The sequence below is a fragment of the Ruminococcus sp. AF17-12 genome (genome assembly GCF_003479245.1).
GTDB lineage: Bacteria > Bacillota > Clostridia > Lachnospirales > Lachnospiraceae > Blautia_A > Blautia_A fusiformis.
The window spans coordinates 176,310-191,228 of record NZ_QUGY01000005.1 but is presented as its reverse complement, the minus strand read 5'-3'; the positions used below and the strand labels follow the sequence as shown (position 1 = coordinate 191,228).

Annotated in this window: 13 protein-coding genes; 9 read left to right on the top strand and 4 right to left on the bottom strand. The window is 45.6% G+C overall.

The window, feature by feature from the left end:
* Positions 1-10: 10 nt before the first annotated feature.
* Positions 11-2,284 carry a glycogen/starch/alpha-glucan family phosphorylase gene (gene glgP / locus DWW77_RS07455; RefSeq protein WP_353616926.1) on the top strand — a complete coding sequence of 758 codons (2,274 nt, stop codon included), beginning with the start codon at positions 11-13 and terminating at the stop codon, positions 2,282-2,284.
* A gap of 205 nt (positions 2,285-2,489) precedes the next feature.
* On the opposite strand, the gene nudC is transcribed toward glgP, so the two are convergent.
* Positions 2,490-3,326, bottom strand: a complete 837-nt coding sequence (nudC, locus tag DWW77_RS07450; protein WP_118608405.1) for an NAD(+) diphosphatase — start codon at positions 3,324-3,326, stop codon at positions 2,490-2,492.
* Between the two features lie 227 nt (positions 3,327-3,553).
* Here nudC and DWW77_RS07445 point away from each other — a divergent pair, with 227 nt between their 5' ends.
* The 4 genes from DWW77_RS07445 to DWW77_RS07430 all read left to right on the top strand — a co-directional run bounded on the left by DWW77_RS07445 (position 3,554) and on the right by DWW77_RS07430 (position 7,158).
* Positions 3,554-4,279, top strand: coding sequence for a TraX family protein (locus DWW77_RS07445; RefSeq protein WP_243148535.1), 726 nt, complete (start codon positions 3,554-3,556; stop codon positions 4,277-4,279).
* 227 nt (positions 4,280-4,506) lie between these two features.
* Positions 4,507-5,751, top strand: a complete 1,245-nt coding sequence (locus DWW77_RS07440) for an ammonium transporter (RefSeq protein ID WP_353616925.1) — start codon at positions 4,507-4,509, stop codon at positions 5,749-5,751.
* 47 nt (positions 5,752-5,798) lie between these two features.
* Positions 5,799-6,158: a P-II family nitrogen regulator gene (locus tag DWW77_RS07435; RefSeq protein ID WP_015527276.1), complete on the top strand. Its 360-nt coding sequence runs from the start codon at positions 5,799-5,801 to the stop codon at positions 6,156-6,158.
* A 205-nt stretch (positions 6,159-6,363) separates the two neighbouring features.
* Positions 6,364-7,158 (top strand): GTP pyrophosphokinase, encoded by a 795-nt coding sequence (locus tag DWW77_RS07430; RefSeq protein ID WP_243164966.1) that lies wholly within the window; start codon positions 6,364-6,366, stop codon positions 7,156-7,158.
* A gap of 288 nt (positions 7,159-7,446) precedes the next feature.
* Here the strand turns inward: DWW77_RS07430 and sdaAA are convergent, their stop codons facing one another.
* Genes sdaAA through DWW77_RS07415 form a run of 3 tightly spaced genes read right to left on the bottom strand, consistent with a single transcriptional unit; the run spans position 7,447 to position 10,231 of the window.
* Positions 7,447-8,316 (bottom strand): L-serine ammonia-lyase, iron-sulfur-dependent, subunit alpha, encoded by an 870-nt coding sequence (gene sdaAA / locus DWW77_RS07425; RefSeq protein ID WP_118608404.1) that lies wholly within the window; start codon positions 8,314-8,316, stop codon positions 7,447-7,449.
* A gap of 20 nt (positions 8,317-8,336) precedes the next feature.
* Entirely contained in the window at positions 8,337-9,005 is a 669-nt protein-coding gene (gene sdaAB, locus DWW77_RS07420; RefSeq protein ID WP_015527273.1) for an L-serine ammonia-lyase, iron-sulfur-dependent subunit beta, read from the bottom strand.
* A gap of 5 nt (positions 9,006-9,010) precedes the next feature.
* The gene (locus DWW77_RS07415; RefSeq protein WP_118608403.1) at positions 9,011-10,231 is read right to left on the bottom strand and encodes a dicarboxylate/amino acid:cation symporter; all 1,221 of its coding nucleotides are present in this window, start codon (positions 10,229-10,231) and stop codon (positions 9,011-9,013) included.
* A 155-nt stretch (positions 10,232-10,386) separates the two neighbouring features.
* Here DWW77_RS07415 and DWW77_RS07410 point away from each other — a divergent pair, with 155 nt between their 5' ends.
* The 4 genes from DWW77_RS07410 (at position 10,387) to DWW77_RS07395 (ending at position 14,774) form a co-directional block, all read left to right on the top strand.
* On the top strand, positions 10,387-11,259 hold the full coding sequence (locus DWW77_RS07410) for a LysR family transcriptional regulator (protein WP_021976645.1): 873 nt from the start codon (positions 10,387-10,389) through the stop codon (positions 11,257-11,259).
* A 66-nt stretch (positions 11,260-11,325) separates the two neighbouring features.
* Complete coding sequence (locus DWW77_RS07405; protein WP_110102903.1) at positions 11,326-11,793, top strand: DUF2284 domain-containing protein; 468 nt, start codon at positions 11,326-11,328, stop codon at positions 11,791-11,793.
* A gap of 143 nt (positions 11,794-11,936) precedes the next feature.
* Entirely contained in the window at positions 11,937-13,061 is a 1,125-nt protein-coding gene (locus tag DWW77_RS07400; protein ID WP_118608402.1) for a DUF362 domain-containing protein, read from the top strand.
* Positions 13,062-13,502: 441 nt separating this feature from the next.
* A complete protein-coding gene (locus DWW77_RS07395) occupies positions 13,503-14,774 on the top strand; it encodes an MFS transporter (RefSeq protein WP_110102923.1) in 1,272 nt (423 codons plus the stop codon).
* Positions 14,775-14,919: the final 145 nt, after the last annotated feature.

Genomic DNA, 14,919 nt, shown 5'->3' with positions numbered 1-14,919 from the left:
ATGAAAGGAGATCAAAATGGAAACATTAAGCAAAGTATTTGAAGACAAATATAACAAAAATGTAAAAGATTGTACAAATGAGGAAATCTATCATGGACTTCTCTCCTGGACAAAGGAGCAGCTGAAGGGCCGCGGCTACCAGGAAGGAAAAAAGAAAATTTATTATATTTCCGCAGAGTTCCTTATCGGTAAGCTTCTTTCCAACAACCTGATCAATCTGGGCGTTTATGATGAAGTTGCGAAATATCTTAAAGAAAACGGAAAAGAGCTTTCCATGATCGAGGAGATCGAGCCGGAGCCATCTCTTGGAAACGGCGGACTTGGCCGTCTGGCAGCATGCTTCCTGGATTCCATTGCAACTCTGGGACTTCCGGGAGAAGGAATCGGACTTAATTATCACCTCGGACTTTTCAAACAGGAGTTTAAGGATCATCTTCAGTTTGAGACACCGAATCCTTGGATCCAGCCGGAGAGCTGGCTTACAGATGCAGGCGTTTCCTATTATGTCCCATTTAAGGGCTTTATGCTGAAATCCACACTGTATGATATTGATGTTGCAGGCTATGAGAACAAAGCAATCAAGCTTCGCCTTTTTGATATTGATATTGCAGACGAGAGCATTGTGGGCGAGGGAATCTCCTTTGATAAGAAGGATCTGCTCCACAATCTGACACTGTTCCTTTATCCGGATGACAGCGATGATGCAGGAAGAAAGCTTCGTATCTATCAGCAGTACTTCATGGTAAGCAATGCGGCACAGCTGATCCTGGATGAGGCAACAGCAAAAGGCTGCAATCTTCATGACCTTGCCGATTACGCAGTGATCCAGATCAACGATACACATCCGAGTATGGTAATTCCGGAGCTTATCCGTCTCCTTACAGAGCGTGGAATCGAGTTCGAGGAGGCATGCGAGATCGTATCTCATGTATGCGCTTATACCAACCATACCATTCTTGCAGAGGCACTTGAGAAATGGCCGATCTCCTATCTTGAGGAGGTTGTTCCGGATCTGATGCCGATCATCCGCAAGCTGGACGAGCGTATCAAAGCAAAATATCCGCAGGAAAATCTTGCCATCATCGACAAGAACGACCTGGTACACATGGCACATATGGACATCCACTACGGATTTTCCATCAACGGTGTTGCATCCCTTCATACCGATATCCTGAAGGAGACAGAGCTTCATCAGTTCTATGAGATCTATCCGGAGAAATTCAATAACAAGACAAACGGAATTACCTTCCGCAGATGGCTCCTTCACTGCAACCATCCGCTGACAGAGTACATCACATCCATGATCGGTGACGGCTTCCGCAAGGATTCCTTTGAGCTTGACAAGATGCTTGGCTTCAAGGGAAATCAGGACGTTCTTGCAAATATCCTTAAGATCAAGCAGGATGCAAAGAAGAGATGTGCGGAGTTTATCAAAGCCAACACAGGTGAAGAGATCAATACACACAGTGTTTATGATATCCAGATCAAACGTCTTCATGAGTACAAACGTCAGCAGCTGAATGCACTTTACATCATTGACCGTTACCTGAAGATCAAGGCAGGCGAGAAGCCGCAGCGCCCGGTAACCTTTATCTTCGGTGCAAAGGCAGCTCCTGCATACGTTATCGCAAAGGATATTATCCACCTTCTCCTCTGCTTACAGGAGCTTATCAACAATGATCCGGAGGTTTCTCCGTACATGAAAGTTGTTATGGTGGAAAACTACAACGTAAGTGCAGCAGAGAAGCTGATCCCTGCCTGCGATATCTCCGAGCAGATCTCTCTTGCTTCCAAGGAGGCCAGCGGAACAGGAAACATGAAGTTCATGCTCAACGGTGCTGTAACACTGGGAACCATGGATGGTGCAAATGTGGAGATCAGCCAGCTGGTAGGCAAGGATAATATCTATATCTTCGGAGAGTCCAGTGAGCAGGTTATCGAACACTATGAAAAGGCGGACTACTGCTCCAGAGATTTTTATGAGAAAGACGAGCGCATCCGTCGTGCAGTAGACTTTATCGTAGGAAACGAGCTTCTTTCTATTGGAAGTGAGGAGCATTTAAGAAGACTGCATCATGAGATCGTAAGCAAAGACTGGTTCATGACTCTTCTTGACTTCGAGGATTATGCGAAGGTGAAAGATCAGGCACTGTCCGATTATGAGGACAGAACCGCATGGGCAGAGAAAATGCTTGTAAATATCGGAAAAGCAGGATACTTCTCTTCAGACAGAACCATCGAAGAGTACAACAGAGATATCTGGCATCTGACACCGGAGAAATAAAACGGTTTTAGGCAGATTGCTCCGGCTCGGAAGAAAAATAGAAAAATAGAAAATAAAAACACCGGCATTCATCGGAATATGTACTGGGGCTGAGATGTCAGAGATGATCTGGCAGCCTGGACAGGACATGGTACAGATGAATGGCCGGTGTTTTTTTGTGAAATTGGTTGCGAAAAATTGTTTACGGAATCAGGCAAGCGATACTTCAGGCTTTTCCATGCTTAAATGCCATCATCATCTCCTTGGTAAGGCTGATATTATCTCCTTCATCCGGAATGTCTTCCCGGTTGAACCAGGAGGCCATGGAAAGCTCATCGTGGTCTACAGTCAGAGTGTCGTCGCCATCCAGATCACAGTAGAAGCCAAACAGAAGGGTTCCGGAAAAGGACCATGGCTGGCTCTTGTAGTAGCGGAGATTTTTGACCTTTACGCCGATCTCTTCCATAACTTCACGGTGGACAGTCTCCTCGATGGTCTCGCCAATCTCGGCAAAACCTGCGATCATGGCGTAGCGGGTGTGATTTCGGCCCTCATATTTGGAGAGAATCAGCTTGTTGCCGTTGGTAACGCCTACGATCACAGCCGGAGAAAGCACCGGATATTCACCGTTTCCACAGGCAGGGCAGATCATCTTGCGCTCATGTTTATCATGTACCATCGGTTTTCCGCAGCAGCCGCAGAAACGGCGCTTGCTGTACCACTGAAAGAGCTGATATCCGGTGATTCCTGCGAAAGCCAGATACTGTGGCTCTGCTGTGCGGAGAACTCTTGTGATCTCAAACTGATAACCAGGAAGGAGACTGGTGTCAAGATCCGGGATCAGATAAAAATGCTCTTCGTCAATGGAGAAGAGATAGATATAATTCTCATAGAGATTTTCAACTTTTCCTTCCAGCTCTCCAAAGCTTGGAAGAGTCATAGTCTCGCCATCTTTTTTCATAAGGATCTTTCCTTCTTCATAGGCGAGGATGTGGCTTTCTTTATCCGGGGCCACAGGTTTGTACTCATTGTGATAGGCATGTGGTGCGATATCCTGGATCATGATCGATAATTCCTTTCCGAATTTATTGTTTTACAGTGTTTGCTGAGAAGTTTTGCCATATAAAATACAGCACGCTTTCTACAGTATAAGCTTACCTTAAGAAAAAGGCAACTCCAGCAATAACAAAAAAAGTTGTATGAGTCAGAAAATCAGTGTAAGATAAATGTATTATATTGTGCAGAAGATGTGAAAGGTCTGAAAATTTTTCTGCACAGAAGGAGAAGATCATGCCAACAACAGAAAAGCCGGGACTGACCCGGGATGCCATTAAATATCTGGCAATTTTTACCATGCTTCTGAATCATATCGCCAACGTGCTTCTGCCGGAAAACACGATCCTGTGGGAAGTGTTTATAGACATTGGCTACTTCACAGCCATTACCATGTGCTATTTTCTTGTGGAAGGTTTTTACTATACACATTCCAGGAGAAAATATGGCGAAAGACTTCTGATCTTTGCCGGGATCTCCCAGGTTCCCTATATGATGGCCTTTGGGAATTCACAGCTGAATATGATCTTTACTCTGTTTATCTGCTTTATGATCCTGGTTGTTCAGGAAAGGATGATGGCAAGTAAATGGAGAATTCCACTTCTGATCCTGCTTCTTTTACTATCCGTTTGTTCGGACTGGGCAATCCTGGCACCGGTTTTTACCATCTGGTTCCATGAGAGCTGGGGGAACAGGAAGAGGATGATAACAGCGTACGGAGTCGGTGCTGCCCTTTTTGTGCTGTTTAACTACAGCTCCTACGTGGAAAAAATGGCAGCCGGACCGGCAATGATCCATGCTCTGTTTTCGGCAGCAGGGATCGTGGCATCAGGAATCATCATCCTGTGCTTCTATAATGGCAAAAAATCCGAAAAAGCACCGAAGTTTTCCAAGTGGTTTTTCTATATTTTTTATCCGGCACATCTGCTGATCCTGAGCATAATCCGTGTTATAGTACAGTAAGAGATAAAATAAAATCTCTCCAATATTTATAAACGGATAGATTGCCGAAAATAAATTTCATATCCACATAAAACATAGTAATTCTGTAAGAAAACAGAAAAATAGCGAAAAAACTCTTGAAAACCCACAAATTATCTGCTATGCTAACTGACATGACAAAGGCGTCTGGAAATTGAGTTTCCAGGCGCTTTTTGCGTTGCAGAAATAAATGAGGGAATCGAGGAGGAATGATTATGAATGCAGGAGATACTGGTTTTATGCTGATCTGTACGGCCTTTGTGTTCTTTATGACACCTGGGCTTGCGTTTTTCTACGGAGGACTGGTCCGCAGGAAAAATGTGGTAAATACCATGATGGCCTGTGGGGCGATCATGGGACTGTCCGTAGTTATGTGGACATTGTTTGGATATTCTCTGGCATTTGGAGGAAATCATGGCGGGATCATCGGAGATTTTCGCTGGTTTGCGCTGAATGGCGTAGGCTGGGAGCCGGGACCTTATGCGGATACGATCCCGCATCTGGTATTTGTGGCGTTCCAGATGATGTTTGCGATGATCACACCAGCACTGATCACTGGTGCCGTGGTTGGAAGAATGCGTTTTAAGGCGCTGTTTTTCTTTATTGCGATCTGGTCTTTGATCGTGTATTATCCAATGGCACATATGGTCTGGGGAGACGGTGGATTTCTGGCAGCCATTGGCTCTGTGGACTTTGCAGGAGGAAATGTGGTACATATCAGTTCCGGTGTCAGTGCACTGGTTCTTGCCATTTATCTTGGACAGAGACGAGGCTATGCAAAAGCAACCTATCGCACACACAATATCCCATTTGTATTTCTCGGAGCAGCTATGCTGTGGTTCGGATGGTTCGGTTTTAATGCAGGAAGTGCGCTGAAGGCAGACGGCCTTGCGGCACATGCCTTTATGACTAGCAGTATTTCTTCTGCCTGCGCACTGCTGACCTGGATGCTGATCGAGGTGATCCGCGAGGGAAAACCGACACTGGTTGGTGCATCCACAGGTCTTGTTATCGGACTGGTAGCCATTACACCGGGAGCTGGTTTCGTACCGGTATGGGCATCCTTTATCATTGGGATCCTGGTAAGCCCGATCTGTTACTTTACTGTGATCCTTCTGAAACAGAAGCTGAAGATCGACGATGCCCTGGATGCTTTTGGCTGCCATGGTATCGGTGGTATCTGGGGAGGAATCGCAACAGGTCTCTTCGGAAAAACTTCCATTAACTCGGTTGCAAAATGGGATGGCCTTGTGTTTGGAGATCACCGTCTGTTCCTGGCGCAGGTATTGAGTATTGTGATCACCATTGCGGTTGCTATTGTGGGAACGCTGATCTGTATCGGGATCGTGCGGATCTTTACACCGCTTCGTGTAGATCCGAAGGAAGAAATGGTAGGGCTGGATGCATCCCAGCATGGAGAGAATGCATATCCGTCATTTAATGGATTTGACTGATAAAAGAATTTGTCCGGCAATGATCGTGTGAAAATGGAGGAAATCGTATGCTTATAAAAATAGAAGCAATCGTAAGAGAAGAAAAAATGGAAGATGTCAAAGCAGCGTTAAATGAGATCCAGGTTAACGGTTTTACAGTAACCCAGATCATGGGCTGCGGAACACAGCGCGGCTATACAGAATATGTCCGTGGTTCCAAAATTGATGTATTTCTGAAACCGAAGATCAAGTTTGAAATCGTGGTATCATCGGAGGACTGGGAGATCAAAGTCATTGATGCTGTGCAGAAAGCAGCGTTTACCGGTGATCCCGGCGATGGAAAGATCTTCAGCTATGAGATTCGTAACGCTGTTCGTATCCGTACAGGTGAGACAGGATACGATGCGCTGCAGTCGGAATTTCTGTAAATTGTTTTATTAATATGTAAATTATGTGTGAAAGAGTCCTTCGGGAAGTCGCAGAGATATCAGGAGATATAATCTTGAGATTTTTCGGAGGACTTTTTTACCACAGATTTAACAATAGTCTTACGTTGATTTGATGAAAAACAGCATGTGGCCGGTATAATATATAAGATGTACACGAAAACTAAAAATAATAGATAAGGCAGACATGACAAAAAAGAAATCAAAGAAAAAAATAAGAAAAAAACAGAAATCTATTAAAGATGGATTCGAACAGGACCAAGAAGAGCAGGAGAAGGAGAATCCAAAAATGGATGCTCCGGCTCAGAAGTCAGAGCAGAGCAGAGTTCCGGATTCAATAGAACCAGAAAATCAGAAACTGACAGCAGAAAAAACAGCAGCCATCGCATGCTACATCAAGGATCCGGACTACCGCCTCCGCTGTAAGGCGGCCATCGATATCCTTATGGCAAAACTGAAGATGATCAATGCAGAGCTTTCCGGGCAGAAAAAACGTACTGTGATCAGTCAGACTACCAGTCGGATCAAAAGTGCGGAAAGTATTTACGCAAAACTTCTGAAAAAAGGCCTGGAACCGGATTTCGAGACAGCCAGAAAAAATCTGAAAGATCTCATCGGCATCCGTGTAGTCTGTCCGTTTGAGGATGAGCTTTACCAGGTTGCAGAATCCCTGGAAATGCAGAAGGATATCGAGATCGTCCGGATAAAGGATTACATTAAAAATCCAAAGAAAAACGGCTACAAAAGTCTTCATCTGATCGTGAAAGTACCTATCTACTCTGCGGAAGGTGAACAGAAAGAACTGGTGGAAATACAGCTTCGGACCATTGCGATGGATTACTGGTCTGTGTTAGAATATGAATTGTATTATAAAAAAAGAGACAATGCGGAAATTGAAACAGAATTAAAAAAATATGCAGAAGAAATTGCTAATCTGGATCACAGAATGCTGGGATTACGAAATAAAATCGAAAAAATCTGAGCAATCAGCGAATGCGAGATCAGAATGCCTGTTTTATGACAAACCTGTAAAATTACTGCATCAGAAAAGGAGAATATCCCGGTGCTGGAGAAATAAAAGATATTTACACATGAAATTATAAATTAGGATTTATAAAAAATAAAACGGAGAATTCCCGAAAGAAAAATTTAAGGAATTCTCCGTTTTATTATCTGACTGAGCAAACTATGAAGTTATTATTCAATATAGAGCTGTGCAACAAATGGGGCATAAGATATCCAACTGCTTTTTCTCTGCCATAGTTGCATTTCAACTGCAAAGATGACACTTTTCACAGGCGGACGGTGTGGCTGCACAACCGCCGAGAGCAGTTTCACGAAGCTCTGCAGGAAGCTTTTTGCCCACAGTATACATGGCATCGATCATCTCATCCAGCGGGATGAACTGGGGGATACCGGCCAGTGACATTTCCGCTGCGATAAGGGCATTGGAAACACCGGCTGCGTTACGGTTCTGGCAGGGATATTCCACCAGGCCGCCTACAGGGTCGCATACAAGACCGAGCATATTCATAAGAACGGTGGAAGCAGCATAAGTACACTGAAGAGGTGTACCGCCAAGAAGTTCCACAGCAGCGGAAGCAGCCATTGCAGAAGCGATTCCGACCTCAGCCTGACATCCGCCAACAGCACCGGCAACTGTTGCATTACGCATGGCAAGATAGCCGATCGCGCCTGCATTAAATAGTGCCTGGCGGATTTTTTTATCGGAAAAGCCGTAGACCTCCTGAAGAGCAAGCATCATTCCGGGAACGATCCCGGCACTGCCGGCAGTAGGAGAGGCAACGATAAGTCCCATGGAAGCGTTGGTCTCAAGGGTTGCCATAGCGTAGGTGATCCCCTTTCCGAGAACATTTCCGCACAGGCTTTTTCCTAGGTCATGAAATTCGCAGAGCTTTCGGGCTTCACCGCCGATCAGTCCGCCCATAGATATCACCGGATCTTTGATAGGGGAAAAAGCAGCATCCTTCATGATCTCCAGAACACGGTCCATGCGCTGGTCCACGATTTCAGCAGTGGTTTCACCGAGAAGGATCTCACGCTGGCGCATTACTTCGGAAATCGGAAGCTTTTTTTTCTGGCAGAGAGCAAGAAGTTCCTTGGCATTTTTGAAATCCATAAAACACATCCTCCTTTTCCCTACATCTGAACAACCATGACATCATGGATGTTGGTGTTCCGGTGAATGCTTTCTACGATATCTTCCGGGAGATGACCGTCGGATTCCACGATCGTATAGGCTGTGGTTCCTTTGGATTCACGGAAGAGGCGCATGAAGGCAATGTTAATGTTACGTTCACTTAAGCATCTGGTGATGTAGGCCACAACACCGGGAGTATCCTGATGGATCACGATAATGGCACTGTATTCGCCGGTGAAATCCACTTTCACGTGGTTGATCTCCACAATACGGACCTTGCCGCCGCCCAGCGATTCCCCCCGGACTGTCATTTCCTGTCCCTGTTCATTGACCATATGGATATCTACAGTGTTGGGATGGACATCGGTTTCCGCTTCATTTGGAGTAAAGGAAAAGTCGATCCCCTGTTCCCTGGCAATATCAAAAGAATTCCGTATACGCATGTCATCTGTGGAAAAGCCCATGATCCCGCCAAGGAGGGCACGGTCTGTACCGTGTCCCTTGTATGTTCTGGCGAAGGAACCATAAAGGATGAATTCCACTTTTTTCAGGGGCGGCGTGATCATCTTCTGGGCAAGGAAAGCAATGCGTGCAGCCCCTGCGGTATGAGAACTGGAAGGACCGATCATGTTGGGACCCATAACGTCAAATACACTGATAAAAGACATTTTGCTTAATTCTCCTGTGGTGTTTTTACAATAAATTTCTTATAAATAGTGTCAACGATCACGCCGATAGCATTGTCACCGGATACATTGCAGGCTGTTCCAAAGGAATCCTGTGTGATATAAAGGGCAACCATGATCGCACAGATTGCACCGTCCGGATCACCGGCTTCAGCTCCGAATACCATGTAAAGGAATGGAAGGGCAGTCATGATGGAACCACCGGGAGCACCGGGAGATGCAACCATGGCAACACCGAGAGTCATGATGAACGGAACGATGATCCCAAGACTGATGGGCAGCTGGTTCATAAGGCAGACTGCAGTAGCACAGGCTGTGATGGTGATCATGGAACCGGCCATGTGGATGTTTGCACAGAGCGGTACTACGAAGTTGCGGATCTGCTCGCACACGCCGTCTTTTTTGGCACATTCCAGATTGACCGGGATGGTAGCTGCGGAAGACTGGGTTCCCAGAGCAGTTGTGTATCCCGGAATCTGATTTTTGATCAGAGTGAAAGGATTCTTTTTGCTGACAGTACCTGCGATCACAAACTGGATCGTAATGCAGATCAGGTGCATGATGATAACAACAAGGAATACCTTCCAGAGGATGCTTAAGATGGCAAAGGTTTTTCCGGAAATAGTCATATCTGTGAAGGTTCCGCAGATGTAAAGCGGAAGCAGCGGGATGATAATGGTATGAAGGACCTTGTCAATGATCTTGGAAAAGTCACTCATTCCGTTATAAAGGCTGTTTCCCATTTCTTTTCCACGCATGGAAGAGAGGCACAGTCCCATGACAAAGGCAAGAGCAACAGCAGAAAGAGTATCCATGACCGGCTCCAGTGTGATGGAGAAAAACGGTGTCAGGGATGCGTCTGCGGTAGCTGCGATCTGATCCAGTGCACCTTCACTCATAAAGTGCGGGAACAGGCTGGATGATACCAGATAGGATGCGGAACCTGCGATCAGAGTGGAGCCATAAGCCAGAGCCACTGTGATCAGGAGAAGCTTCCCTGCACCCTGTGAAAGATCCGCAATACCCATGGTCACATAGGCAAGGATCATCAGCGGGATGACGAATTTCAGAAAGGTACTGAAAAATCCGGAAAGGGTTACAACAAAGCGACAGAAGCCTTCCGGAAGGAACTGGCCGAACAGGATACCTACGATGATGGCAATGATCAGCTTCGGCACAAGTCCGATCTTGATTTTTTTCTTTTCCATTTGGATTCTTTCCTCCTAAGTATGAATTTATTCATTTTGCACAAAAATACGATTGACGTCCTCGTGATTGTATTGTAACATTGACATAAAAATAAGGCAAATTCACAGATTTCATCATCACGATGAAAAAATTTCATAGTAAAAGGGAGAAAATCATGGAAATCCGTCAGTTGGAGACGTTTGTACATGTAGCACAGCTTCAGAGCTTTTCCAGGGCAGCAGAGGTTCTGGGATACACTCAGTCAGCGATCACTGTTCAGATCCGTCTTCTGGAAAATGAGCTGGAAACAAGACTTTTTGACAGAACCGGAAAGCGTGTGGTGCTTACTCCGTCCGGAAAAGAGTTTATGGGGCATGCAAGCCGGATCTTATATGATGTAAATAAAGCAAAAAAGTCAATGAATGATGATGCGGAACTGAAAAATCCATTACATATCGGGACGATTGAATCTCTCTGCACAGCAAAGCTTCCGGCTGTTCTCAGCAAATTTCGTGAGTTTCACCCGAAAGTAAATATGCAGGTGACTATTGATACACCGGAGCAGCTGATACGGATGATGGAGCATAACGGGCTGGATCTTATTTATATACTGGATACTCCAAGGTGGGACCAGAACTGGGTGAAGGTCATGGAGAAGGCGGAGCCGGTAGTATTTGTGGCCTCTGCAGATTCGGAGTTTGCGGGAAAGACGCTGAAGATGGAGAATATCCTGGAAGAGCCTTTTTTTCTCACGGAAAAGAATGCCAATTATCGCCAGGCCCTGGATCAGCAGCTGGCGCTTAAGAAGCAGGCCCTGTCACCGGTACTGGAGATCAGCGATACCGCTTTTATCATCCGCATGCTGGAAAAGAACCACGGACTTTCCTTTCTTCCCTATCTGGCTGTGGAGCGGGATATCCGGAAAGGAAGAATTGCCCTTTTACATGTGGAAGATGTGGAGATATCCATGTACCGGCAGATCTTTTACCATAAGAATAAGTTTAAGACGAGAGAGATGGAGGAGTTTATCCGTCTGGCGGCAGAGTGAAAGTCAGAGCTTGTAAAAACAAATAAAATGTGGCACTATAAAAGAAAAAAACACAGGAGAGAAAAAATGAATCTTATTGAAGAAGCAAAAGCTCTTGGTTTTTCCGACGCAGCGGTCATAAGTACCGATCAGCTTGTATTTGTGCCGGAATACCGGGTTTTCTGCGAGGACAATCTTTGCGGGAATTATGATAAAAACCCGGCATGTCCACCACAGAGCGGCACTGTAGAGGAGATGAAAGAGCATGCGCTGAAATATGAAAAAACGCTGATACTCCAGACAATGCAGGATGGCCTTATGGACTACAAAAAGGCAAAACTTGCTCATAACAAACTGACAGAACAGCTGGCAGAGAAGATGAAAGAAGAGGGAATAACTGATCTTCTGATCATGAGTGCGGGACCTTATAAACATAATTCCTGCATGTCCGCTTACTGTGTGGATGCACAGAAAATGGCAGACGCTGCAGGAATGCTATGCTGGACCAGCGACGGAATGATCCGTTATTTTTCCCAGGTTCTTTTCCGTGGGTAATAAGATGAAGGATTTTGTAAAGGAATATGGGAGAAATAGATGGAATTTTACGAATGCGAGTATCCGTTGACAGAAACAGAAAAAACGTGTAGAGTTTAAATAAATGTAATTACATAAAAAGAATCAGCAGGAGAAAAACCAGAATGGAAAAATCAACAGTTTATTTCACTGATTTTCGTTGTCCGGTGGGAACCAGCCAGCTGGACAAACTGAAAAAACTCTGCGTTGCCGCAGGAATCAAAGATATCGATATGGATGGAAAATTCGTAGCCATCAAGATGCATTTCGGAGAGCTTGGAAATATGGCATTCCTTCGTCCGAACTATGCAAAGGTAGTAGCAGATCTCTGTAAGGAGCAGGGCGGAATGCCGTTCCTGACAGATTGTAATACTCTTTATCCGGGAAGCAGAAAGAATGCACTGGAGCATCTGGACTGTGCAAATCTTAACGGATTTAACACGATCACAACCGGATGCCAGATCATCATCGGTGACGGAGTTCGAGGAACCGATGAAGTAGAAGTTCCGGTAGTAAACGGAGAATACTGCAAAACTGCCCTGATCGGACATGCTATCATGGACGCAGATATTTTTATCAGTCTCAGCCATTTCAAGGGACATGAGACAACCGGCTTTGGCGGTGCTCTGAAGAATATCGGTATGGGATGCGGAAGCCGTGCCGGAAAAATGCAGCAGCATGCCAGCGGAAAGCCGGCCATCCATGAAGATGTCTGTCGTGGTTGCCGCCGTTGTGCGAAAGAGTGCGGAAGTGATGCGATTACATATGTAAACAAGAAAGCAGTTATTGATTACGATAAATGCAAAGGCTGTGGTCGTTGTATCGGGGCCTGCAGCTATGATGCCGTATACAATCCGAATAGCAGTGCAAACGAGCTTCTTGATCGCAAGATGGCAGAGTATGCACAGGCTGTCTGTCACGGACGTCCCCATTTCCATATTGCACTGGTACAGGATATCAGCCCTAACTGTGACTGCCATGGTGAAAATGATGCGCCGATCCTTCCGGATATCGGAATGTTCGCAAGCTTTGACCCGGTTGCACTGGATCAGGCCTGTGCAGATGCCTGCCTGAAGGCAACACCGATCGCCAACAGCCAGCTTGGAGAGCATCTGGCAGAGCCGGGATGGCACTGTCACCATGACCACTTTAAGGATTCCAATCCGAATATTGAGTGGAAGGCAACCCTGGATCAGGCAGAAAAGATCGGCCTGGGAATCAGGGAATATGAGCTGAAGATAATCAAATAAGAAACAGAAATCATAGAAAATTACGAAAGCACGCCTGCAACATGGCGTGCTTTTTTGCGTAAATAAAGAAATATAAAATGAAAAAACGTATAAAGACGGTATTTTTAAATAAAAAACATGTGCGTGCATATGCGTGCTTGAAATACAGCCATTGTGAATAATATACAAAGAAATAACAGGAAAATTTGGACAAAAACGAGAAAACAGAAAAAGCTGTAAATTTATATTGCATAATCAGACTGCGTGTGATAACATACACACAACATAATTAACACGCATTTAACACGCAAACAAAGAGAAAAGGCACGCAAATACGAAAATATCAAAGATAAGCGGAGCTAATGTGCAGGAAAACGTGCAGATCGTGTGTACAGAAACAGGCTGCATTCTGTGAGCAGAGAATATAGAGCAGGCCTGAAATCTTTTTCAGAGGAGGAAATTATGACAGGAATACAGAAAAAACAGCGTCTGCTGACTATGATATTTGGAGCTTTCGCGATCTTTTTTACCGGATATCCCCATGTATGGTCTATTTACCAGCCCTATGTGATGGAGCAGGCAGGCTGGAGTCAGGGACAGGCATCCATGTGCTTTTATCTGGCACTGAGCACCTTTGTATTCGGAAATATCGTAGGCGGAAGGATGCAGAACCGCTTTAAGGAAAAGACGATTGTATGGATCGGAGGCGGGATCTTTGCGGCAGGAATCCTGGCATCTGCATTTCTGATCGTTCCTACACCGCTTCCTATGTATCTGTCCTATGGCGTGATGCAGGGATTTGGACAGGGAATGATCTACACGGTGATCTTGGCAACTGTGCAGAGATGGTTCCCGGACCGTACCGGATTTGCTTCCGGCGTTGTGGTAACTGCCAACGGACTTTGCGGATTTTTCCTGGCGCCGCTGAGTCGAAAGCTGCTGGAGGCAGAGGGTGTGCAGAAAACCTTTCTGATCATTGGGGCAGCCATCGCAGTTTCCTGGATTCTGTGCGGCATCTTTTTTCAGGCACCCGATAAGAGTCTGGTGAACGCAGGTGGCTCTGCGGCAAAGTCCGGAACATCGGAGATGAAGCAGTATACATCCGGAGAGATGATGCGTACAAGAAATTTTTATCTTCTTCTTGCGACCATGTTCTTTGGACTGATTTCTTATTTTATGGTTTCACCGGTATCCCAGACCTACCAGATCGACCTTGGGATCCCGTCTGCAGTGGCAGTCAGCGCCGTTATGCTTGGATCCATTGTCAATGCGGGAGCAAGACTGGTGCTTCCGACACTGGCAGATAAAGTGGGAAGGATCGTCTGCATCAAAGGAGTGCTGATCGTGGCAGTGATCGCTATGGGAGTTCTCGCTGTATCAAGATCCCTGGCAGTAACGGTTGCTGTTGTGCTGATGTACGGCTGCTACGGCGGCATCATGGGAAGCTTCCCGTCCCTGACAAGCTCTATTTTCGGAATGAAGCACACCGGGGAGAATTACGGATTTGTCATGTTCGGCATTGTATTTGCAACCTTTGGCGCACCGGCGATCTCCGGTCTGGTGAGTAGCAAAGGTTATGAGATGAACGTGGTATTTGGGATCGGAGCTGTTTTTGCAGTGATCGCATTGGTATGCCTGACTCTACTTGGACGGAATCTTGTGAAAGAGCATGCCGAAAAATCTGCCGGAGTAAAGAATGATACAGCACAGGTAAGCAAACCACAGGCAGAATAAGTCTGAATGTAACTGGATGCAGAGCTGTATCAGCTGCCGGATCAAAGACAGCTGACTGAGAATCAGAAAACAGAAAAACCTGGAAGAAATAAAATGCCTGTGGCTGATTTCTTCCAGGCTTTTTTTGAGTTGCCGGAATCAGATA

What these genes read in the sequence shown, in the direction of transcription:
- nudC (WP_118608405.1), bottom strand. Translation starts at nt 3,326, where the DNA reads ATGATCCAGGATATCGCACCACATGCCTATCACAATGAGTACAAACCT.
- DWW77_RS07410 (WP_021976645.1), top strand. Translation starts at nt 10,387, where the DNA reads ATGGAAATCCGTCAGTTGGAGACGTTTGTACATGTAGCACAGCTTCAG.
- DWW77_RS07430 (WP_243164966.1), top strand. Translation starts at nt 6,364, where the DNA reads ATGACAAAAAAGAAATCAAAGAAAAAAATAAGAAAAAAACAGAAATCT.
- DWW77_RS07395 (WP_110102923.1), top strand. Translation starts at nt 13,503, where the DNA reads ATGACAGGAATACAGAAAAAACAGCGTCTGCTGACTATGATATTTGGA.
- sdaAB (WP_015527273.1), bottom strand. Translation starts at nt 9,005, where the DNA reads ATGTCTTTTATCAGTGTATTTGACGTTATGGGTCCCAACATGATCGGT.
- DWW77_RS07400 (WP_118608402.1), top strand. Translation starts at nt 11,937, where the DNA reads ATGGAAAAATCAACAGTTTATTTCACTGATTTTCGTTGTCCGGTGGGA.
- DWW77_RS07415 (WP_118608403.1), bottom strand. Translation starts at nt 10,231, where the DNA reads ATGGAAAAGAAAAAAATCAAGATCGGACTTGTGCCGAAGCTGATCATT.
- DWW77_RS07440 (WP_353616925.1), top strand. Translation starts at nt 4,507, where the DNA reads ATGATTATGAATGCAGGAGATACTGGTTTTATGCTGATCTGTACGGCC.
- DWW77_RS07445 (WP_243148535.1), top strand. Translation starts at nt 3,554, where the DNA reads ATGCCAACAACAGAAAAGCCGGGACTGACCCGGGATGCCATTAAATAT.
- DWW77_RS07405 (WP_110102903.1), top strand. Translation starts at nt 11,326, where the DNA reads ATGAATCTTATTGAAGAAGCAAAAGCTCTTGGTTTTTCCGACGCAGCG.
- DWW77_RS07435 (WP_015527276.1), top strand. Translation starts at nt 5,799, where the DNA reads ATGCTTATAAAAATAGAAGCAATCGTAAGAGAAGAAAAAATGGAAGAT.
- sdaAA (WP_118608404.1), bottom strand. Translation starts at nt 8,316, where the DNA reads ATGGATTTCAAAAATGCCAAGGAACTTCTTGCTCTCTGCCAGAAAAAA.